Raw genomic sequence first — 20322 nt, 5'->3', positions numbered from 1 at the left:
TCCCCCTGTGTCGTTCCGTGCCGTCAGTCCAGCAGTTGGTCGAGCGAGTTCTCCCACTCGTCGAAGAATCCCTCGGGCCACTGTTCGAGCATGCCGTCCTTGTCGATGCGCGGCGTGACGACCTCGGTGCCCGCCCCATTGCCACTGAAGTAGTGCACGACCGCATCTTCGTGCCGAAGGACACTATGTTTCACGGCGATGCGCACACCGTTCAGCACGTGGTCGCTGTGCGTCTCGACGATCAGCTGAGCGCCGGTGGCGGCGGCTGCGGAGAGCAGCGCGGCCATCCTGCTCTGCCCCTTGGGATGCAGGTGCGCCTCTGGGTTCTCCAGCAGGATCAGGCTCTCGGACGTGGCGGTGAGGCAGGCGACCACGACGGGCAGCGCGTAGGTGAGACCGAAGCCGACGTGGGTGGGGCGCCGACGGCGAGTGGCGTTGATGCCGGCGGTGCCGCCGAAGCCGTAGGAGAGGCGGACCGAGTCCGTGCCTTCGACAGGATCCGTCTCGATGTTGACGCCCGGACACAGCTCCTGCATCCAGGCGATCGTCTGGTCCAGGAGTTGGGGAGAGGTCGCGCCGCGATGGCGGAGCGGACCGTCCGGCACTTCTATGGGTACGTCCTGCTCCGTGTGATGGCGCAGGTAGTTGACGGTGTGCTCACCCCGCACGCCGAGGAAGCCGCGCGCGATGGCGATCTGGTGGGAGCGGGGGTAAGTGACCGCCGGGGTGATGCGGTCGGCGTGCAGGTACTGGAACGGCTGCTCGGCCACGTGCGAGCGGACCGACCCCTCCGCCAGGGGCATGACGTCCCGATCGGGATGACGAAAGTCGTACGCGGCGGCCCACGTACGCTGCTCGCCGTCTTCCTCAATGATGAAGCCCACAAGTGGCTCCTTGACGGCGGGGAGTTCTTCCACGGGCCCGAAGTCCTCATGCAGGACATCTTGTGCGGTGCCGAGGGCCACGAGGTCCCCGTTGAGCAGCAGCCCTCCCCCAGCATGCTTGGTCCGGGTGAGCATCTGCGTCTCGTACGACTGCCGCAGCAGCGCCAGTGCCTGAAGAACGCTGCTCTTACCCGAGGAGTTGAGACCGGTGAGGAGCGTCAGCGGGCCGAGGGGCAGTTCCAGACGCCGGAACGCCTTGAAGTTGATCAGCTTGATGTGGTTGATCACTGCTCGACTTCGCTCCGTTCCTCGCCGAGCGCGTCCTCAAAGAGCTCCTTAACAGCGTCGAACCGCTTCCGCACCTTCCTGGCGTCGCCGGTGCCCACGGAGATGGCGCGCTCGAACTCCACGTCATCCATGAGTTCCGCGAAGGCACCGAGGACGTCGATCTGCCGCAGCGCCTCGCGGTCGTCGTCGTCGAGGCTCGCGAGATTGACGGCAACCGCCTCGAAGAGTGCCTTGTTAATGGGTGACTTGCGCTGCTGGTTCCGGCGGTACTTGCGGAAGGCATGATGTCCGAAGATTTCCCTGGCCGCGATCATCGCCGTGATGAACTCGCTTCGCAGCCGGCCCTCTTCCACGCTGTCGAGACGGTTCACCTGATGCATCGCCTCGGCGAGAAAAGCGTCGAAGTCACCGGGCTTGTACGCGTGCGGGGAGGTCATCCGGAACGCCAGAAAGCGCAGGACCATCTCCCGGTCGGCCATCCGGTCACCGACGACGCTGTAGCCGGTGGCCTGCCGGAACTCCTTGGTCTCCGCAAGCTCCGCGAGAAGCGTGCGGGCCCTTCCCGGGATGAGCGCGTGTCGGATCTCCTGCCGGGTGAGGGGCTCGCCTCCGGTGTTGATGCGCGCGAAGACGTTGAACATCACCGGCTCGGGAGTGCCTCGCCGGATGACATGGACGACGACCTCCGTCTCGCGTAGCCGGATCTGGAGTTTTCCGGAAAGGTCCGCGAAGCCCGCCCCCTCGAAGTTGCGCAGATACTCCAGGCCCGTCAGCTTCAGCGGGTCGGCTCCGACCGTCTGCGGCTCCAGGAAGCGGGCGATCGACGTGAGCCGCTGGATGCCGTCGACGATGGCCCAACTGCCGTCCTTGTTCTCAGCGGCGTAGAAGGACGGGATAGGGATGCGCAACAGCAGCGACTCGATGAGGCGGCTCTGCTTGCCGTCGGTCCAGATGCCCGCCTTGCGCTGGAAGTCCGGGGCGAGGTCGATCATCTCGTTGCGCAGCCGGGACAGCAGCAGATCGACGGTCGTCGTCCGGGTGTCAATGTCGATGTGCTCGGGGTCGAAGGGAGAGGTGATCTGTTCGATCACCACGTCCTCGGCCTCCTCGCGCTCGATGTCGGTCGGCCGGCCGTCGGCGGTGACCTCCACGGAGAACAGGGATGAATCAAGCTCTCCGGCATCCGCCGCAGCGTCCTGATACCGCTCGAACACCGACCGTTGGTCCCGGGTACGCCCCTGACTCTCCTCCAGCGCTGCCATGTCGTCTCGTCACCCTCCCCCTCATGCCATGTGGGCTCATCGTGTCCTCTTCGATCGCTCCACCACCCTACCGTCCGTGATTTCGTGGTGACGGTCGATCGGACTGAGTAGCAGGGCGGGGAGTTGACGGTGGGCGCGCCGGACATCGGGGCTCCTCGGCAGCGGGCTGGGGTTCCCTCGCTGTGGCGCTGTGGACAAACGCCGACGATCTGCCGCCCCTCTCAGTGCAGGGCTTCGCGGAGGTGCGGCCAGATCGCGGCAAGGCCGGAGATCCCCGCGGCCACCAGCAACCCCGAAACCGCTTCCCCACCCGGGACGAGGAAGGCCCCGGCGATCAGGGCCTGTTGTGGAAGGGGCGTCGTCAGTCGTCGTTGAGGACTAGATACCGGTGGGTCATGCGCTCGACTTGAGCGGTCAGCGCAAGGATCTCGTGCACCGCCTCGGCTTCTTCGACGGCTGAGCCGTTCGCCAAGGCCTGGAGTTCCGGGGTGAGGACTGCGAGCTGCGACCGGTTGAACACGGTGCCGTCGCAGGGATCGACGTATCCGAGCATGGGCAGGTTCTGGCTCGCCGCCCGTCTGCACAGGTCAGCGATGGATGGATGCATGCACGTGGCTTCGACCGCGTCGGTAAATGTCCGAACCTGAACGCTGATCCCCATCGGGGCACGCTACCGCCCGACAGTTGGTGCCACCGAAGCATTTACACAGGTCAGAGCCACCGTTGATGGCTGGGATCAGCACGGTCGCTCCGTAGCGGACGGCGAGTTAGTCGTACCTCGTGGCGACGGCCTGGTGGCGCTTGAGGCGGTTGATCCCGCACTCGGCCGCGTGCCGCTGCATGTAGTCGTCCTTGTCGAACTTCGGCGGCTGCCCGCCGCGTGATCCGCGCTTGCGGCGGTTGCGGACCCGGTCCACCCAAACGGAATGGCGGCCTTGATCTCGCGTCTGCGCAGGTGAGAGCGTTTGCGGCGGGAGTCGTACGCCTTGTCGGCACGGACCCGGTCCGGCGCTTGCGCGGCCTGCCGAGACCCAGCCGGGGCCCCGGATCGCTTCCAAGACGGGTTCGGACTGCGAGGAGTACTGCGGGGAGTCGCCCCGCTGTCCAACCGTGATCACCACCGTCTCGACGCGTCGCACTGGGCGCGCAACGGCCTGCGCCTGCTCGACGCCAGACACGGCCCAGGCGCGGGCGTTGAGCTCATCACGGCTCATCGAGGTCGCTGACCTGCGGGGCGGCGGCGTGCTCATGCGCGGACACGGCCGTCTCGGTAGCCGGCTGTCCAGCATCATGACGCACCGTCAGAATGAGCGCTCGGTGAGCGTCAAGCGCACCGTCTAGGCTTAACCGCAGGTGCAGACACGTAACACAAGCCTATGAAGCGCTCGACGTGGTGTGCTTCGAAAAAACAGGTCGAGCGCTCCGGCCTGACTCGGGCAGTGCCGGATGAACCGCAGGTCAAGGCTACTTCGCCGCCGGCTCCAGAATCGCCACGCACTCCACATGATGCGTCATCGGGAACAGGTCGAACACCCGCAGTGTCCGCACCTTGTACCCGCCGTCCCGGAAGTACGCGAGGTCGCGGGCCAGGGCGGCCGGGTCGCAGGCGACGTAGGCGATGCGGCGGGCGCCCAGGGAGGAGAGGTGTGCGACCGTCTTGCGGCCGGCGCCCGCGCGGGGCGGGTCGAGGACGACCAGGTCGACCTCGGTGATGCCGGTGCGGGGCAGCACCGACTCGACCTTGCCCTGCTCGATCCGCACCCGCGGGAACTCCGCCAGGTTGTGCCGGGCGTCCTCCACCGCGCGCTTGCCGGACTCGATGCCGAGCACCGCGCCCTGCTCGCCGACCCGGTCGGCCAGCGCGCCCGCGAACAGGCCGACGCCGCAGTACAGGTCGAGCGCCATGTCGCCCTTGCGGGGCAGCAGGCCCTGCATGACGGCGGTGACGAGGGTGTCGGCGGCCTTCGGGTGGACCTGCCAGAAGCCGCCGTTGCCGACGCGGTAGGTGCGGCCGTCGGCACGCTCGCGGACGAAGGGGCGGCCGTGCACCCGGTGCACCTGCCCGTTGCGCTCGTCGATGCGCAACACCGAGACGGGGCGGTCCAGTTCGACCAGCGGAAGGCGGGCGCCGGGCTTCGGCGTCAGAACCACCTGGCGGTCCTGGGAGCCGGTCGCGGCGATCGCCTCGACCGAGTCCATGCCGGTCCAGTCCCGCTTCTCGATGCCCAGCTCGCTGACGCCCTCGGCGGCGATCAGGCAGTGGTCGATCGGCTCGACCTCGTGCGAACGGTGCCGGCGCAGACCCGCGCGGCCGTCCGCGGTCACCGCGTACTGCACGCGCGTGCGCCAGGACGGGACCTGGCCCGCGGGCACCTTGTCGCCCTCGGCGGGCATCACCGTGCCGTCCCAGCCGGCCTCCTCGGGCGTCAGCCCGGCCAGCCGCTGGAGCTGCTCGGCGACGACCTCGCCCTTGAGCCGCCGCTGCGCGCCCGGCTTGGCGTGCTGCCAGTCGCAGCCGCCGCAGCGGCCGGGGCCGGCGAACGGGCAGGGCGCGTCGATGCGGTCCTTGGACGCCTCCAGCACCGTCACCGCGTCCGCACGCAGGAACCGCGCGCCCTCCTCGCCCTCGGTGACGCGGGCGACGACGCGCTCGCCGGGCAGGGCGTGCCGGACGAAGAGGACCTGCCCCTCCGACGTACGGGCGATGCAGTGGCCGCCGTGGGCGACGGGGCCGATCTCGACCTCGTACTCCTCCCCCACCAGTGATTTCCTCGGTTCTGCCTGCATGGCGGGGTGACTCCACAACATCGGGTACGGGCGGGCGGGCCTGGCGGCCCGGGACAACAGCCCACCAGTCTACGTGTGCGGGGAGGAGTCCTTCGCCCGCTCCGCCGGACCTCGGCGCACCGAGCCGGGGGCGGCCCAGTCCTGCCGCTTGCGGGCGCGCAGTTTGGCGGCCTCGGAGGACTCGAGCTGGTACGGCACCGAGGTGACCATCACGCCCGGGGTGAACAACAGCCGGCCCTTGAGCCGCAGCGCGCTCTGGTTGTGCAGCAGATGCTCGTACCAGTGGCCGACCACGTACTCCGGGATGATGACGGACACCACGTCCCGCGGCGACTGGGCGCGCAGGCTCTTGACGTACTCGATCACCGGGCGGGTGACCTCCCGGTACGGGGAGTCGAGCACCTTCAGGGGGACGTCGATGCCGCGCCGTTCCCACTCCTCGCGCAGCGCACCGGTCTCGTCCGGGTCCACGTTGACGCTGAGCGCCTCCAGGGTGTCGGAGCGCAGCAGCTTGGCGTAGGCGAGGGCGCGCAGAGCGGGGCGGTGCACCTTGGAGACCAGGACGACGGAGTGGACCCGGGAGGGCCGCACGCTGTCGTCGGTCGGGGTGTCCGGCGCCGCGATCTCCTCGGCGACCCGGTCGTAGTGGCGGCGGATCGCCGTCATGGTCGCGTAGAAGATGCACATGCCGAGCAGCGCGACCCACGCGCCGTGGGTGAACTTGGTAACGAGCACGACGACCAGGACCAGGCCGGTGAAGAAGGCGCCGAAGGCGTTGATGGCCCGCGAGCGGATCATGTGGCGGCGCTTGGCCTGGTCGCTCTCCGTGGCCAGCAGCCGGTTCCAGTGCCGCACCATGCCGGTCTGGCTGAGCGTGAAGGACACGAACACGCCGACGATGTAGAGCTGGATCAGCCGGGTGGAGTCGGCGCCGTAGACCCACACCAGCAGTCCGGCGGCGCCCGCGAGCAGCACGATGCCGTTGGAGAAGGCGAGGCGGTCGCCGCGGGTGTGGAGCTGGCGAGGGAGGTAACGGTCCTGGGCGAGAATCGAGCCGAGCAGCGGGAAGCCGTTGTAGGCGGTGTTCGCGGCGAGGAACAGCACCAGCGCGGTGGCGGCGGCGAGAACGATGAACAGCAGGCTGCCTTGACCGAACACGGCTTCGGCGACCTGGGAGATCACCGGGTGCTGGACGTAGTCGGGGCCGAGTGGGACTCCGTCGTGGATCAGGTCCTTGGCGGGGTTCTCGGCCATGCGGACGTCCGTGGCCATGGCCAGCCCGATGATGCCGCAGAACATGGTGACGGCGAGCAGACCCATCATGGCGAGCGTGGTCGCCGCGTTCCGCGACTTGGGCTTGCGGAAGGCCGGTACGCCGTTGGAGATCGCCTCGACGCCGGTGAGCGCGGCGCAGCCGGAGGAGAAGGCGCGCAGCAGCAGGAAGACGAGGGCGAAGCCGGCCAGGCCGGGGTGCTCGGGTTTGATCTCGAAGTCGGCGGTCGGCGCGCGCATGTCGTCGCCGAGGACGACCCCGCGGAAGGCGCCCCACGCGATCATGAGGAAGACGCCGGCGACGAAGACGTAGGTGGGGATCGCGAAGAGTGTGCCCGACTCGCGGACCCCGCGCAGGTTCATCAGCGTCAGCAGCACGATCACGCCGACCGCGCAGGCCACCTTGTTCTCGACGACGAAGGGGATCGCCGAGCCGAGGTTCTCGATGCCGGAGGAGATCGACACGGCGACGGTGAGGACGTAGTCGACGAGCAGGGCGCTCGCGACGGTCAGGCCGGCCTTCGGACCGAGGTTGGTGGTGGCCACCTCGTAGTCGCCGCCGCCGCTGGGGTAGGCGTGCACGTTCTGCCGGTAGGAGGCGACCACGGTGAACATCAGCACGACGACCGCGGCGGCGATCCAGGGGCTGAAGTGGTACGCCGACAGGCCCGCGATGGACAGGACCAGCAGCACCTCGCCGGGCGCGTACGCCACGGAGGACAGCGGGTCGGAGGCGAAGACGGGGAGTGCGACGCGCTTCGGCAGGAGCGTTTCGCCCAGCCGGTCGCTGCGTAGTGCGCGCCCGATGAGAATGCGTTTGGGCACGTCGGTCAGTTTGGACACAAGTGTGGATCGTAAGCCGTCCGGCGACGAGCGACGCACCCGCCACCCCAGATCCATACGGCATCCATACGGCCGCTGCCCTCCGGGTGAAAAGTCGGGGCGTCGGGGTGCGGATTGCGCAGGTCGGGGGAGTTGCATGCCTGTATGACCACATGCCCGGCCGTTGTCGCAACGCCTCGTGGAGGGTCCCATGCACACGACCGCAGAACTGATCGGCGCAGCGGCCGGCCTCGTCGTCCTGGGCGTCCTGGCCATCGCCAGCGTGCGCAGCATCACGCGCCGCTAGGTCTTGGGGCCTGTGGCGCCCCGCTCCTCGAAGACGCCCGGGGCGCCGGGTGCAGGTCGTCATGGGTTGCTCGCGCAGTTCCTCGCGCCCCTTCGGGGCGCGTTCACCGCAGCGCCTTCAGGGGCGCGGGGAACTGCGCGCCAAGCCCCCACCGCGCCGCGGACGGTAGGGCCACCCCGGCCCGCGTACCGTCGGTTACGGCGGGCAGAGCGCCCCCGAGGGGCATCAGGGTCGGCGGACCCCGGCATGATGTTGCCTGGCGGCCGCCAACGGGCCGCGACGTGTTGCCTGGCGAGCCGAAAGAGAGACATGAGCACGAAGGTCATGAAGGTCGCACGGCCTGCAGGAAGCGCGGTGTAACGCGATGCATATCGTCATCATGGGCTGCGGCAGGGTCGGTTCCGCCCTGGCCCAGGCCCTGGAGGAACAAGGGCACACGATCGCCGTGGTCGACCGGGACCCCACCGCGTTCCGCCGGCTGGGCTCCTCGTTCGGCGGCCGCCGGGTCACCGGCATCGGCTTCGACCAGGACACCCTGCGCGAGGCCGGCATCGAGGACGCCGGCGCCTTCGCCGCCGTGTCCAGCGGCGACAACTCGAACATCATCGCCGCCCGGGTGGCCCGCGAGATGTTCGGCATCGAGAACGTCGCAGCGCGGATCTACGACCCCCGGCGCGCGGAGGTCTACCAGCGGCTCGGTATCCCGACGGTCGCCACGGTCCGGTGGACCGCCGACCAGATGCTGCGCCGGCTGCTCCCCTCGGGCGCCGAGCCGCTGTGGCGCGACCCCACCGGCGGAGTGCAGCTCGCCGAGGTGCACACCTCCGCGGCGTGGGTGGGGCACCGTATCTCCCGGCTGCAGGACGAGACGGGCGTGCGGGTCGCGTTCCTCACCCGGCTCGGCGAGGCCATCCTGCCCAGTTCGCAGACGGTGTTGCAGGAGGGTGACCTGGTGCACGTGATGATGCGCACGGACGAGATCGACCGGGTCGAGGCGGCCTTCGCCAAGGGACCCGACGAGGAGGGCGGTCGCTGATGAGGGTCGCCATTGCCGGAGCCGGCGCGGTCGGCCGCTCGATCGCGGGCGAGCTGCTGGAGAACGGCCACGAGGTCCTGCTGATCGACAAGGCGCCGACCGCGATCTCGGTGGAGCGCGTCCCGCAGGCGGAGTGGCTGCTCGCCGACGCCTGCGAGATCACGTCCCTGGACGAGGCGGCGCTCCAGCGCTGCAACGTGGTCATCGCCGCGACCGGCGACGACAAGGTCAACCTGGTCGTGTCGCTGCTCGCGAAGACCGAGTACGGCGTGCCCCGCGTCGTCGCCCGGGTGAACAACCCGAAGAACGAGTGGCTGTTCAACGAGTCCTGGGGCGTGGACGTCGCCGTCTCCACCCCGCGTCTGATGTCGGCGCTGGTGGAGGAGGCGGTCAGCGTCGGAGACCTGGTCCGGCTGCTGCGCTTCAGCCACGGCGACGCCAACCTGGTGGAGCTGACCCTGCCGGAGGAGTCCGCGCTGGCCGGCACCCAGGTCGGGGACGTGGCGTGGCCGCAGGACACCTCGCTGGTCACGATCATCCGCGGCACTCGGGTGCTGACGCCGACCGGCGAGGACTCCCTGGAGGCCGGCGACGAGCTGCTCTTCGTGGCCGCGCAGGCCCGTGAGGAGCAGCTGGAGGACCTGCTCTCGGTCCGCAAGGAGTCGTGAGCAGCACGCGCGGCCACGAGCCGTGCGCACACGTGTGAGGGGCGCCCGGATGGATCCGGGCGCCCCTCACACGTGTACAGGAAGCTCACGGGCGGCGGTGCCGGCCCGCCTGCGCCCCTTCACCCTCCCCCGCGGCAGCGGCCTTCCGCTCCTCCTCCGCGCGCTCCTCCGCCTCCATCTCGGCGAAGACGTCGATCGGCGGCGGGGCCTTCGCCAGGAACACCCAGGTCAGATAGACGGCGAGCAGGAACGGCGGGATCTTCAGCGCCACCAGCACCCAGCCGAGCTGGGTGGTGTCCGCCCACCAGTACAGCGGGAAGAGGATCGCGCACTTGGCGAGCAGGATCAGGCCCCAGGCCCAGCTGGCCTTGGTGTACGCCTTCTTGCGGCCCGGGTTCCTGGTGCGCCAGGAGAGGTTCTCCTTGAACACCGGGCCCAGCATCAGGCCGATCAGCGGGACGCCCGCCATCGCCGTGACGATGTACGCCAGGGCCAGGCCCAGGGTGTACAGCATGCCCGGCAGGTAGAAGTCCTTGGCGTTGCCGGTCATCATGGCGAAGACCACGCCGAAGCCGACGCCGAAGACGCCGCTGAAGGCGTGCTTCACGGTGTCCCTGCGGGCGAGCCGGACCACGACCATGACCAGCGCCACGCCGAGCGCCGCGAGCGCCGACATGTGCAGGTTCTTGTTGACCGTGTAGATGCTGACGAAGAGCAGCCCCGGCAGCACCGTCTCGACCATGCCCCGGACACCGCCGAACGCCTCGAACAGGGCGGCTTCCGTCACCGCCCGGGCGTCGTCCGCGGACGTGTCCGCGGCGGTCTCTTCGGTTGTCGGCTTGTCGAGCGACGTCACCGGCTACTCCCGTCCGAGGGGTCTGAGTTCGTATTTCGGATTGAACAGCACCCGGCGGCCACGGCTCATGGCGATCCGGCCCGATGCGATCAGCTTGCGCCCCGGCTCTATCCCCACGATGGAGCGCCTGCCGAGCCACACCACGTCCAGCGCGGCGGTACCGTCGAACAGCTCGGCCTCCAGGGCCGGCACTCCCGCGCGCGGCCGCAGCGTGACCGTGCGCAAGGTACCAGTAACCGTGACGATCTCGCGGTCCTGGCAGTCACCTATCCGCGTGCATCCGGCAGTCGCGGCGTCCTCGCGCAGCTCCTCCGACTCCAGGTCCTCCTGGGAGGACGAGAGCCGGTCGAGCATGCGGCGGAACCGGCCTGCCGGCTTCTCGGACCGAGGAACAGCACTCATATCTGAAGCGTACCGGGGTGCACTGACGGTTACGTACCCCCTGCTTCCCCGGTCCGAACGGCCCGCCGTCACTTCTCGAAGCGGTAGCCCATGCCGGGCTCGGTGATGAGGTGTCTCGGCCGTGACGGGTCCGCCTCCAGCTTGCGGCGCAGCTGCGCCATGTAGACGCGCAGGTAGTTGGTCTCCGTCCCGTAGGACGGCCCCCACACCTCCCGCAGCAGCTGCTTCTGCCCCACCAGCCGGCCCCCGGCGCGCACCAGCGCCTCCAGCAGATGCCACTCGGTGGGCGTGAGCCGTACGTCACGGCCGTCGCGGTGGACCTTCTTCGCGGCGAGGTCGACGGTGAACGCCTCGGTCTCCACGACCACGTCTCCGCCGTCGGCGGGTTCCGCGCGCCGTACGGCGGCCCGCAGCCGGGCGAGCAGTTCGTCCATGCCGAAGGGCTTGGTGACGTAGTCGTCGGCGCCGGCGTCCAGCGCCTGGACCTTCTCGCCCGAGGCGTGCCGCGCGGACAGCACCAGGATCGGCACCCGGCTCCACTCGCGCAGCCGCCGGATGACGTCGACGCCGTCCGTGTCGGGCAGGCCCAGGTCGAGGACGACCACGTCCGGGTGGCGGGCGGCGGCCGCGCGCAGGGCGCCCGCCCCGTCCTCGGCGGAGTCGACCTCGTACTGCCGGGCCCTGAGGCTGATCACCAGGGCCCGCACGATGGCCGGGTCGTCGTCGACCACCAGCACCCGGGTCATGAGGCTCGCCTTTCGTTCTCCGCGGCCACGGGGCCGCTTTCGTTCTCCGCGGCCACGCGGCCGCGCCCGCGGTCGTCCGGGCCGTCCTCCGGCCGGGCGTCCGCCGCGTGCAGGGTGAGGGTCATGGTGAGGCCGCCGCCGGGCGTGTCGTCGGCGTTCAGGGTGCCGCCCATGGCCTCGGCGAAGCCGCGGGCGACCGCCAGGCCCAGGCCGACGCCGGCGCCGCGCGGGGCGTCCCCGTGGCGCTGGAACGGCGCGAAGATGCGCTCCTTCGCCTCGTCGGGGACGCCGGGACCCCGGTCGACGACCCGCACCTCGACCCGGTCGGCGAGGGCGCTGGCGGCGACCAGCACCTTCTCCCCCGGCGGACTGTACTTCACGGCGTTCTCGACCACGTTGGCCATCGCCCGCTCCAGCAGTCCGGGGTCGGCGTCGACCATCGGCAGCGTCTCGGGGACGTCCAGGACGACGCTGTCCTGGGGCACCCCGCCGAGGGCCCGCGGCACCACCTCGTCCAGGTCGGTGCCGCGCATCAGCGGGGTGACCGTGCCGGTGTGCAGGCGGGACATGTCGAGCAGGTTGCCCACCAGGTGGTTCAGGCGGTCCGCGCCGTCCTCGATGCCCTCCAGCAGTTCGGCGCGGTCCTCGTCGGACCATTCGACGTCCTCGGAGCGCAGCGAGGAGACGGCCGCCTTGATTCCGGCGAGCGGGGTGCGCAGGTCGTGGCTGACGGCGGCGAGCAGCGCGGTGCGGATGCGGTTGCCCTCGGCGAGGGCGAGGGCCTGGTCGGCCTGTTCGCGCAGCCGCCGGCGGTCCAGGACCACGGCGGCCTGCGCGGCGAAGGCGGCCAGCACCCTGCGGTCCTCGGCCGGCGGCACCCGGCCGGTCAGCGCCAGCGCCATGTGGTCGCCGACGGGCACCTCGACGTCGGCGTCCTCGGGCCGCTCCACCGGGCGGCCCCGGCCCACCCGGCCCGCGCAGGTCCACGGCTCGACGTCCCCGGCGCGTTCCAGCAGCGCGGCGGACTCCATGCCGAAGGTCTCCCGGACCCGCTCCAGCAGGTTCTCCAGGCCGGTCTCGCCGCGCAGCACGTTGCCCGCGAGGAACGACAGGATCTCCGACTCGGCGCGCAGCCGGGCCGCCTGCTGGGTGCGCCGGGCCGCGAGGTCGACCACGGAGGCGACCGAGGCGCCGACCGCGACGAAGACGACGATGGCGACGATGTTCCGCGGGTCGGAGACGCTCCAGGTGTGCAGGGGCGGGGTGTAGAGGAAGTTGAGCAGCAGAGAGCCTACGGCCGCCGAGGCGAGGGCCGGCCACAGCCCGCCGAGGAGCGCCGCGGCGACGGTCACCGCCAGGAACATCAGCATGTCGAGGGCGAGCCCCGGGTCGACGGCGCTGAGCAGCGCCGCCAGGACGACGGGCCCCGCCGTGCCGGCCGCCCACCCCCAGGCGAGCCGCAGCCGTCCCAGCGGCGCGCCCCGGGCGACGGGCAGTCCGCGGCCCGTGGCGGCCTCCTCGTGGGTGACGATGTGCACGTCCAGGTCGGGTCCGCAGTCGCGGGCGACGGTCGCGCCGACGCCGGGGCCGAAGACGTACTGCCAGGTGCGGCGGCGGGAGGAGCCCAGCACGATCTGGGTGGCGTTGGCGCCGCGCGCGAAGTCGAGCAGGGCGGCGGGTATGTCGTCGCCGACGACGTGGTGGAAGCTGCCGCCGAGGTCCTCCACGAGGGTGCGCTGGGCGGCCAGTTCGCCGGGCGAGGCGGAGGCGAGGCCGTCGCTGCGGGATATGTACACGGCGAGCAGCTGCCCGCCCGCGCCCTTCTCCGCGAGCCGCGCGGCCCGCCGGATCAGGGTGCGGCCCTCGGGCCCCCCGGTCAGCCCGACCACGATCCGCTCGCGCGACCCCCAGATCGCCGAGACGGCGTGCTCGCTGCGGTAGCGCTGGAGGTGGGCGTCGACCCGGTCGGCGACCCACAGCAGGGCGAGCTCCCGCAGGGCGGCGAGGTTGCCGGGGCGGAAGTAGCTGGAGAGGGCCGCGTCGACCTGGTCGGGCTGGTGGATGTTGCCGTGCGCCATGCGGCGGCGCAGCGCCTCGGGCGTCATGTCGACCAGTTCGACCTGGTCGGCGCGGCGCACCACCTCGTCCGGCACGGTCTCCGGCTCCCGTACGCCGGTGATGGACTCCACGGTGTCGCCCAGCGACTCCAGGTGCTGGATGCCGACGGTGGACAGCACGTCGATGCCGGCGGCCAGCAGCTCCTCCACGTCCTGCCAGCGCTTGGCGTTGCGGGAGCCGGGCGCGTTGGTGTGGGCGAGCTCGTCGACCAGGGCGACGCGGGGGCGGCGGGCGAGGACGGCGTCGAGGTCCATCTCGGCCACGGTCACGCCGTCCCGCTCCAGGCGCCTGTACGGGACCCGCTCCAGCCCGGTCAGCAGGGCCTCGGTGCGGGTCCTGCCGTGCGTCTCCACGAAGGCGACGACGCAGTCGGTGCCGCGTTCGGTGCGGCGGTGCGCCTCGGCGAGCATCGCGTAGGTCTTGCCCACGCCCGGCGCCGCGCCGAGGTGGATCCGAAGCTTGCCGCGTCCCATGGCCCCATTGTCTTCCGGTCGTGCTTCCGGCGGAGTCGACCTTAGGCCGCCGTGCGCGGCGGCCGGGCGGCCGGCGGGGGCCCGGGGTCCGACCTTGACGCAACCCTGACGCGCGGGCCGGGCGGCCGGTCAGTGCTCGACGATCTGTCCGTCGCTCAGTTCTAGGACGCGGTCGGCCAGGTCGAGCAGGGTGGTGTCGTGGGTGGCGACGAGCGCGGTGACGTTCTCGCTGCGGACGACCGCGCGCAGCAGCTCCATCACGGCGTGCCCGGTCTCGGCGTCGAGCTGTCCTGTGGGCTCGTCGGCGATGAGCAAGGAGGGGCTGTTGGCGAGGGCGCGGGCGATGGCGACCCGCTGCTGCTGGCCGCCGGAGAGTTCGCCGGGCCGCTGGGCCGCGTGGTCGGCGAGGCCGACGAGGGCCAGCAGCAGTTCCACGCGCTCCTCGCGCTCGCGGGGGTCCGCGCCGCGCAGCCGCAGCGGGACCCCGACGTTCTCGGCGGCGCTGAGGATGGGGATGAGGCCGAAGGACTGGAAGACGAAGCCGACGCGGTCGCGGCGCAGGGCGAGCAGGCCCTCCTCGTCGAGGCGGGCGAGGTCGCGGCCGTCGACGTCGACCCGTCCCCGGTCGGGGGCGTCCAGGCCGCCGACGATGTTCAGCAGGGTGGTCTTGCCGGAGCCCGAGCGCCCCTTGAGGGCGACGAGTTCACCGCGCGGGACCTCGAAGGAGACGCCTCGCAGCGCGTGCACGGCGGCCGCGCCGCTGCCGTAGGACTTGTGCACGTCCTCGACGCGCACCATGGTGTCGGTGATCGTCCGTCCCATGCGGATGCCCTCCCCCGTGGACCGGGCGCCAGTATCGCTGTCCGGCGCCCGGCCGATCAACAGGGTCGGGCGGAGTCGCCCAGTGCCGCGGGGCTGGAGACAGCCCCTCCGGCGTTCGAGGAGCGGGTCCGGGGCGGAGCCCCGGACAACACAGCGGCCCGCGGCAACCGGCCGCGTAGACGACCGGCCCCGCGGGCCACGGCAAAAACTGCGCTAGCGCACCTCGGTGATCTCGGGCCCCCGCTGCAGCCGGCTCATTCCGCCGGCGAACCGCGACCCTTCCTCCTGCTGCACGTTCTCCGGCACCATCTGCGCGTCGTTCGGCAGCTTCAGGACGATGGGATCGCGCGGGGCCATGGGGCCGTCCCCGCGCACCACGACCGTGTCCCGGAAGATCTGCTCCAGCAGCCCCGCCGCCTGCGGCTGCACCGCGCCCTGCCCGGAGATCACTCCGCGCAGGAACCAGCGGGGGCCGTCCACGCCGACGAACCGCACGACCTGGAAGCCGCCGGTGCCGTCCGGCAGCTGCACCGGGACCTGGGCGCGCAGCTCCCAGCCGAGCGGGCCCTCGACCTCGTCGATGATGCCGCCCTGCTGGGTGATGCCGGCCGCGATCTCCTCGCGCACCTCTCCCCAGATGCCCTCGCGCTTGGGCGCGGCGAAGGCCTGCAGCTGGACGGCGCTGTCGCGCAGCACGACGGTGGCCGCGACGATCGCGTCGCCCGCGACCTCCACGCGCAGTTCCATGCCGTCCACGCCGGGCACGAACAGACCGCCCAGATCGACCCGGCCCTCGCCGGGCTCGCGGACCTCGGAGCTGTCCCAGGGCCCGTCGGGCCGGGGCGCGGGCTCGAGCCTCACGCGCCCGGTCTCCTCGTCCGCCTCAGCGTCGACACCGTCGACGACCTGCTCGGCCTCGCCGGCCGCACCGTCGGCGGCATCCCTCTTCTTGCGACGTCCGAACACGTCACTGTCCTTCCCGGTCGGATACGACCGAAGCGTATCGATTCCCACCCGCTGTACCGCCCTCGGCGGCCTGAACGCTTGTGCCGCTCTTACCTTCCACCGCGGCGTGGCCGCCGGTGGATCCGAAGCCCCCCTCGGCCCGGGCCGATCCGGGCAGCCGCGCGACGGACACGAAGCGCACCCTCTCGACCTGCTGGACGACCAGTTGGGCAATCCGGTCGAAGCGCTCGAACCGCACGGACTCGCGCGGGTCGAGATTCACCACGATCACCTTGATCTCCCCACGGTACCCGGCATCAATCGTCCCCGGGGCATTCACCAGGGCGACGCCGCAGCGGGCGGCAAGACCGGATCGTGGGTGCACGAAGGCCGCGTACCCCTCCGGCAGCGCGACAGACACCCCGGTGGGCAGCACGGCCCGCTCGCCCGGGGCCAGCTCACAGGCCTCGGTGGTGCGCAGATCGGCCCCCGCGTCGCCGGGGTGCTCGTACGCCGGAAGCGGTACGTCCGGGTCGACGCGCCGGATGAGCACCTCGAGCGCTCCGCGGCCGGCGCTCACGGGTTGACCTCGAAGGCGCGGGCCCGGCGGACCTGGTCGGGGTCCTCCATCGCGGCCTGGATCTCCTCCTGGCGGCCGTGGTCGATGAAGTGGTCCACCTTGACCTCGATGAACAGGGCGTCCGCGCGGACGGCGACCGGGCCTTCGGGGCCGCCGATGCGTCCGGTGGCGGTGCAGTAGATCTTGCGTCCCGCGACGGCGGTCACCTCCGCCTGGAGGTGCAGCACGGTACCGACGGGCACGGGCCGGACGAAGTCGGTCTCCAGCCGTCCGGTGACCGCGATGGTGCGGAGCAGCCAGTTCAGCGAGCCGAGCGTCTCGTCGAGGGCGGTGGCCAGCACCCCGCCGTGGGCGAGTCCGGGGGCGCCCTGGTGCGCGGACTGCACGGTGAACTCGGCGGTGATCGACACGCCTTCGCCGGCGCGCGCCTGGAGGTGCAGCCCGTGGGGCTGCTCGTCCCCGCAGCCGAAGCACTGCCCGTAGTGGGCGCCCAGGAGCTCACCCGGTGCGGGGGCCTCGGGGTGGCGCACGGGCGGCACGGCGTCGGCGGGGGGCTGAAGAGCTGCGGAATTACCACTCACAGCCGCAGACCTTACCCGCCCGCGGCGAGGCCCCTGAGCACGCGTCCGCCCTGGCGCGGGGGCCCTGCGGGAAGCGTGCCAAGCTTGGCCTCATGCAGCTTTCCGCCGCCCCGTACGAAGAACGCCTCACCGCTCCCCGCTCCTGGTGGTTCCTGTGCTTCCTGGCCGGGATCTCCTTCGCGCTGATCATGCTGCCGTTCGGCACCCTGCCGATGCTGGGCGGGCTGGCCGGCGGGACCGCCGCGGCGGCGGTCGTGGTGAGCGCGTACGGCTCGGTGCGGATCCGGGTCGTGAACGGTCATCTGATCGCGGGCGAGGCGAAGATCCCGGCGTCGGCGCTCGGCGACGCGGAGGTGCTGGACGCCGAGGAGGCGCGCGCCTGGCGCGGCCCCAAGGCCGACCCGCGCGCGTTCATGCTGCTGCGCGCGTACGTCCCCGGTGCGCTGCGCGTGGCCGTCACGGACCCGGAGGACCCCACTCCCTACGTCTTCCTGTCCACCCGTGAGCCCGAGCGGCTGGCGCAGGCGCTCAGGGCGGCGAGGGACGCGGCGGACGCCTCGTAGCGGCCGCCCCGGGCGGTCACGGGGATTCGTCGTCCTTCCGGTGGCGGTCGACGCCCATGTCCAGCTCCAGCGCGTGCTCGGGAAGGGCGTCGTGGGGGCGCTCCAGCGCCGGGAGCGGGGGCAGCTCGTCCCAGGGCACCTGGACCTTGCGCAGGTCGTCCCGGATGCGGGCGGCGAGCTTTCTGGTGTCGCGCCGGTTCATCACGGCGCCCACGGCCGCTCCCACCAGGAACGGCATCAGGTTCGGCAGGTTGCGCACCGTGCGTTTCACGATCCGCTGGCGCAGTTCGCGCTTCATGCGGCTGTTCATCGCGGCGCTCACGGTGGAGGGCTTGGTCGCCTCGATGCCGCGCTCCTGGGACCAGGAGTTGAGGTAGACGGTGCTGCGCTGGGCGAGGGTGCCCGCGGGACGTACGCCGTAGACCTCGTGCAGTTCGGCGATCAGCTTCAGTTCGATCGCGGCGACGCCGGTGACCTCCGCGGCCAGTTCCGTCGGCATCGCGGGCGGGACGGGCATCATGGCCGCCGCTCCGACGCCGGCCCCGACCGTCGCGGTGGCCTTCGCGGCGCCCGCCACGAGCTTGTCGGCGATGTCCTCGGGCCCGAGCCCGGGGAACTGCTCCCGCAGGGTCGCGAGGTCCCGTACGGGCACACGCGGGGCGATGTCGATGATCCGGTCGGCGAGGTGCGCCAGACCCGCGCGGGCGCGTGCACCGCCCTTGCGGACGCCTTCCCGGGCCTTCTCCCGGACGACGGCGGTGCGCCTGCGCGCCACGGGCGCGGTGACCTCCACGGACACCGGGAGGTCACCCCGGCCGGCCGGCGCTTCGAGCGAGGCCGCCCCGGAACCGGTCCAGCCTCGCTCGGAATCACGCGTGTCGTGCTGTGGGTCCTCCGAGGACCCTTGGTCCGCTCCCTTCGAGAAGAAGCGGCGCTTCCGCGGTGGGGTCGAGCCAGTCACGGCCGACCCCGCCTCAGTCGCAGTCGCGGCAGATCGGCTGGCCGTTCTTCTCGCGGGCCAGCTGGCTGCGGTGGTGCACCAGGAAGCAGCTCATGCAGGTGAACTCGTCCTGCTGCTTGGGCAGGACCCGGACGGCCAGCTCCTCGTTCGAGAGGTCCGCACCGGGCAGTTCGAGACCCTCGGCGGCCTCGAACTCGTCGACATCCACGGCCGAGGCCGACTTGTCGTTCCGCCGTGCCTTCAGCTCTTCCAGACTGTCCGAGTCGACGTCGTCGTCGGTCTTGCGTGGAGTGTCGTAGTCGGTAGCCATGTCACTCTCCCCCTCTGGGTGTATGCGGTGTCTCCAGCGCACGTAACGCGTGAGAGGCCGGACTTGTGCCCGACCTGAGGCGGAGATTTTGCCTCACATCAAGGTCTGTTACTCAATCGACACCCAACCGGACTCCTCATGAGTGATCGGGTTGGATGGCGATGGGGACCGTACACGGTCCCGATGCCGCACTACAAAGGCACCTCACCGTGTACTTCCCGTGAACGGGACCCCTGAAAACCGGGACTTTTCCGGCCTTCCGACGGGATTCATGATCACGGAGAGTAGACGGCCGAATCGATGCGCCTGTGATCGATCACACATGAATTCGATTGGGGCACCGGTCCAGAATTTCGCCCGAAGCGAACACCGGCCGGGGCCGGGGCATGATCTCAGATCGGAAGGGTGACACGCATCACGAGTCCGCCGCCCTCCCTCGGCTGTGCGTAGATGTGCCCGCCGTGCGCCCGGGCGACCGACCGCACGATGGACAGACCCAGTCCCACGCCCTTGTCGCTGCCCGTCCGCTCGGTGCGCAGCCTGCGGAACGGCTCGAAGAGATTCTCGACCTCGTACGCGGGGACGACCGGTCCGGTGTTGGACACCACGAGGACCGCCTGGCCGTGCTGGACGTCCGTGGTGACCTCCACCCAGCCGTCCTCCGGGACGTTGTACCGCACGGCGTTCTGCACCAGGTTCAGGGCGATCCGCTCCAGCAGCACGCCGTTGCCCTGGACCACGGCGGGACGGCGCGTGCCGCGGATCGTCACGTGCCGGGACTCCGCCTCGCCGGCGACCTGGTCGATGGCCTGGCCGGCCACCTCCGCGAGGTCGACGGGGCCCCGCTCCACGATCTGGTTGTCGCTGCGGGCGAGCAGCAGCAGGCCCTCCACGAGCTGCTCGCTGCGCTCGTTGGTGGCCAGCAGGGTCTTGCCGAGCTGCTGGAGCTCCACCGGCGCCTCCGGGTCGGAGAGGTGCACCTCGAGCAGCGTCCGGTTGATCGCCAGCGGGGTGCGCAGCTCGTGGGAGGCGTTCCCCACGAAGCGCTGCTGGGCCGTGAACGCGCGCTGGAGCCGCTCCAGCATGTCGTCGAAGGTGTCGGCCAGCTCCTTCAGCTCGTCGTCCGGGCCGTCCAGCTCGATCCGGCGGGACAGGTCCGAGCCCGCCACCGCGCGCGCGGTGCGGGTGATCCGCCCCAGCGGCGACAGCACGCGCCCGGCCATGGCGTAGCCGAAGGCGAACGCGATGACGGCGAGGCCGAGCAGGGCCAGCAGGGAGCGGCTGAGCAGGTTGTCCAGGGCGACCTGGCGCTGGTGGTCGATGCACTCGCTGATCGCGGCGTTGAACTCGTTCAGCGAGAGGTTGCCGTCGGCGATGCCCGGACAGTCGTTGCTGGAGACCTTCAGGCCGTTGAAGTCGACGATCTTGAACAGCGGCTGGCTGCCGGTGCGCAGGGCCTGCGCGGCGAGCAGATAGATGATCGACAGCAGCAGGATGCCGGCGATCAGGAACATGCCGCCGTACAGCAGCGTGAGCCGTATGCGGATGGTGGGACGCAGCCACGGCATCGGGGTGGGCGACCGGGGGTCCCAGGTGGGCTTGGGGGGCGCGGTGGGGGGCGCGGGAGTGGCAGCCATGG

The 20322-nt window shown here is 71.0% G+C and carries 20 protein-coding genes; 3 read left to right on the top strand and 17 right to left on the bottom strand.

Annotated elements, in window-relative coordinates; all coding sequences use genetic code 11:
* Positions 1–23 precede the first annotated feature (23 nt).
* The 6 genes from ACP7TJ_RS25115 to ACP7TJ_RS25090 all read right to left on the bottom strand — a co-directional run bounded on the left by ACP7TJ_RS25115 (position 24) and on the right by ACP7TJ_RS25090 (position 7336).
* Entirely contained in the window at positions 24–1172 is a 1149-nt protein-coding gene (locus ACP7TJ_RS25115) for an AAA family ATPase (protein ID WP_228917880.1), read from the bottom strand.
* On the bottom strand, positions 1169–2434 hold the full coding sequence (locus ACP7TJ_RS25110; RefSeq protein ID WP_193459526.1) for a DUF262 domain-containing protein: 1266 nt from the start codon (positions 2432–2434) through the stop codon (positions 1169–1171). Before ACP7TJ_RS25110 ends, ACP7TJ_RS25115 begins: the two co-directional genes overlap by 4 nt.
* Positions 2435–2795: 361 nt before the next feature.
* Positions 2796–3095 (bottom strand): hypothetical protein, encoded by a 300-nt coding sequence (locus ACP7TJ_RS25105; RefSeq protein ID WP_427765490.1) that lies wholly within the window; start codon positions 3093–3095, stop codon positions 2796–2798.
* A 106-nt stretch (positions 3096–3201) separates the two neighbouring features.
* Positions 3202–3351, bottom strand: coding sequence for a hypothetical protein (locus ACP7TJ_RS25100; protein ID WP_401628397.1), 150 nt, complete (start codon positions 3349–3351; stop codon positions 3202–3204).
* Positions 3352–3898: 547 nt separating this feature from the next.
* Entirely contained in the window at positions 3899–5221 is a 1323-nt protein-coding gene (locus ACP7TJ_RS25095) for a class I SAM-dependent RNA methyltransferase (protein ID WP_228917883.1), read from the bottom strand.
* A gap of 69 nt (positions 5222–5290) precedes the next feature.
* Positions 5291–7336, bottom strand: a complete 2046-nt coding sequence (locus tag ACP7TJ_RS25090; RefSeq protein WP_427765487.1) for an APC family permease — start codon at positions 7334–7336, stop codon at positions 5291–5293.
* A gap of 650 nt (positions 7337–7986) precedes the next feature.
* On the opposite strand from ACP7TJ_RS25090, the gene ACP7TJ_RS25085 reads away from it, so the two are divergent.
* Both ACP7TJ_RS25085 and ACP7TJ_RS25080 read left to right on the top strand, forming a co-directional pair.
* The gene (locus ACP7TJ_RS25085) at positions 7987–8658 is read left to right on the top strand and encodes a potassium channel family protein (RefSeq protein WP_093766447.1); all 672 of its coding nucleotides are present in this window, start codon (positions 7987–7989) and stop codon (positions 8656–8658) included.
* Positions 8658–9326 (top strand): potassium channel family protein, encoded by a 669-nt coding sequence (locus ACP7TJ_RS25080; RefSeq protein WP_093766448.1) that lies wholly within the window; start codon positions 8658–8660, stop codon positions 9324–9326. Before ACP7TJ_RS25085 ends, ACP7TJ_RS25080 begins: the two co-directional genes overlap by 1 nt.
* Positions 9327–9411: 85 nt before the next feature.
* Here ACP7TJ_RS25080 and ACP7TJ_RS25075 read toward each other — a convergent pair whose 3' ends face one another.
* From ACP7TJ_RS25075 to ACP7TJ_RS25040, 8 genes are all read right to left on the bottom strand, one after another.
* The gene (locus ACP7TJ_RS25075; protein WP_093766449.1) at positions 9412–10182 is read right to left on the bottom strand and encodes a DUF3159 domain-containing protein; all 771 of its coding nucleotides are present in this window, start codon (positions 10180–10182) and stop codon (positions 9412–9414) included.
* 3 nt (positions 10183–10185) lie between these two features.
* Positions 10186–10584, bottom strand: a complete 399-nt coding sequence (locus ACP7TJ_RS25070) for an OB-fold nucleic acid binding domain-containing protein (RefSeq protein WP_093766450.1) — start codon at positions 10582–10584, stop codon at positions 10186–10188.
* A 68-nt stretch (positions 10585–10652) separates the two neighbouring features.
* Positions 10653–11330, bottom strand: coding sequence for a response regulator (locus tag ACP7TJ_RS25065; protein ID WP_093766451.1), 678 nt, complete (start codon positions 11328–11330; stop codon positions 10653–10655).
* Entirely contained in the window at positions 11327–13921 is a 2595-nt protein-coding gene (locus tag ACP7TJ_RS25060) for an ATP-binding protein (RefSeq protein ID WP_427765480.1), read from the bottom strand. Before ACP7TJ_RS25060 ends, ACP7TJ_RS25065 begins: the two co-directional genes overlap by 4 nt.
* Positions 13922–14050: 129 nt before the next feature.
* The gene (locus ACP7TJ_RS25055) at positions 14051–14743 is read right to left on the bottom strand and encodes an ABC transporter ATP-binding protein (RefSeq protein WP_093766453.1); all 693 of its coding nucleotides are present in this window, start codon (positions 14741–14743) and stop codon (positions 14051–14053) included.
* Between the two features lie 213 nt (positions 14744–14956).
* Entirely contained in the window at positions 14957–15709 is a 753-nt protein-coding gene (locus ACP7TJ_RS25050; RefSeq protein WP_093766454.1) for a DUF3710 domain-containing protein, read from the bottom strand.
* 1 nt (position 15710) lies between these two features.
* Positions 15711–16268, bottom strand: a complete 558-nt coding sequence (gene dut / locus ACP7TJ_RS25045; RefSeq protein ID WP_093766455.1) for a dUTP diphosphatase — start codon at positions 16266–16268, stop codon at positions 15711–15713.
* Positions 16265–16849 carry a PaaI family thioesterase gene (locus ACP7TJ_RS25040; RefSeq protein ID WP_228917890.1) on the bottom strand — a complete coding sequence of 195 codons (585 nt, stop codon included), beginning with the start codon at positions 16847–16849 and terminating at the stop codon, positions 16265–16267. Before ACP7TJ_RS25040 ends, dut begins: the two co-directional genes overlap by 4 nt.
* Before the next feature lie 92 nt (positions 16850–16941).
* On the opposite strand from ACP7TJ_RS25040, the gene ACP7TJ_RS25035 reads away from it, so the two are divergent.
* The gene (locus ACP7TJ_RS25035) at positions 16942–17412 is read left to right on the top strand and encodes a DUF3093 domain-containing protein (RefSeq protein ID WP_093766457.1); all 471 of its coding nucleotides are present in this window, start codon (positions 16942–16944) and stop codon (positions 17410–17412) included.
* A gap of 16 nt (positions 17413–17428) precedes the next feature.
* Here ACP7TJ_RS25035 and ACP7TJ_RS25030 read toward each other — a convergent pair whose 3' ends face one another.
* The 3 genes from ACP7TJ_RS25030 to ACP7TJ_RS25020 form a co-directional block, all read right to left on the bottom strand.
* Positions 17429–18373, bottom strand: a complete 945-nt coding sequence (locus ACP7TJ_RS25030) for a hypothetical protein (RefSeq protein WP_370165274.1) — start codon at positions 18371–18373, stop codon at positions 17429–17431.
* Between the two features lie 13 nt (positions 18374–18386).
* Positions 18387–18683 (bottom strand): DUF4193 domain-containing protein, encoded by a 297-nt coding sequence (locus tag ACP7TJ_RS25025; RefSeq protein ID WP_003993510.1) that lies wholly within the window; start codon positions 18681–18683, stop codon positions 18387–18389.
* Positions 18684–19075: 392 nt separating this feature from the next.
* Positions 19076–20320, bottom strand: a complete 1245-nt coding sequence (locus ACP7TJ_RS25020) for a sensor histidine kinase (RefSeq protein ID WP_093766459.1) — start codon at positions 20318–20320, stop codon at positions 19076–19078.
* Positions 20321–20322: the final 2 nt, after the last annotated feature.

The organism is Streptomyces sp. DSM 41931 (assembly GCF_050271085.1).
GTDB lineage: Bacteria > Actinomycetota > Actinomycetes > Streptomycetales > Streptomycetaceae > Streptomyces > Streptomyces albogriseolus.
Note: the sequence above shows the minus strand (reverse complement) of the source record. Positions and strands in the feature narration are given on the sequence as shown.

Coding starts and splice junctions, on each gene's coding strand:
- ACP7TJ_RS25110 (WP_193459526.1), bottom strand. CDS start 2,434: ATGGCAGCGCTGGAGGAGAGTCAGGGGCGTACCCGGGACCAACGGTCG.
- ACP7TJ_RS25105 (WP_427765490.1), bottom strand. CDS start 3,095: ATGGGGATCAGCGTTCAGGTTCGGACATTTACCGACGCGGTCGAAGCC.
- ACP7TJ_RS25095 (WP_228917883.1), bottom strand. CDS start 5,221: ATGCAGGCAGAACCGAGGAAATCACTGGTGGGGGAGGAGTACGAGGTC.
- ACP7TJ_RS25085 (WP_093766447.1), top strand. CDS start 7,987: ATGCATATCGTCATCATGGGCTGCGGCAGGGTCGGTTCCGCCCTGGCC.
- ACP7TJ_RS25080 (WP_093766448.1), top strand. CDS start 8,658: ATGAGGGTCGCCATTGCCGGAGCCGGCGCGGTCGGCCGCTCGATCGCG.
- ACP7TJ_RS25070 (WP_093766450.1), bottom strand. CDS start 10,584: ATGAGTGCTGTTCCTCGGTCCGAGAAGCCGGCAGGCCGGTTCCGCCGC.
- ACP7TJ_RS25065 (WP_093766451.1), bottom strand. CDS start 11,330: ATGACCCGGGTGCTGGTGGTCGACGACGACCCGGCCATCGTGCGGGCC.
- ACP7TJ_RS25060 (WP_427765480.1), bottom strand. CDS start 13,921: ATGGGACGCGGCAAGCTTCGGATCCACCTCGGCGCGGCGCCGGGCGTG.
- ACP7TJ_RS25055 (WP_093766453.1), bottom strand. CDS start 14,743: ATGGGACGGACGATCACCGACACCATGGTGCGCGTCGAGGACGTGCAC.
- ACP7TJ_RS25035 (WP_093766457.1), top strand. CDS start 16,942: ATGCAGCTTTCCGCCGCCCCGTACGAAGAACGCCTCACCGCTCCCCGC.
- ACP7TJ_RS25025 (WP_003993510.1), bottom strand. CDS start 18,683: ATGGCTACCGACTACGACACTCCACGCAAGACCGACGACGACGTCGAC.
- ACP7TJ_RS25020 (WP_093766459.1), bottom strand. CDS start 20,320: ATGGCTGCCACTCCCGCGCCCCCCACCGCGCCCCCCAAGCCCACCTGG.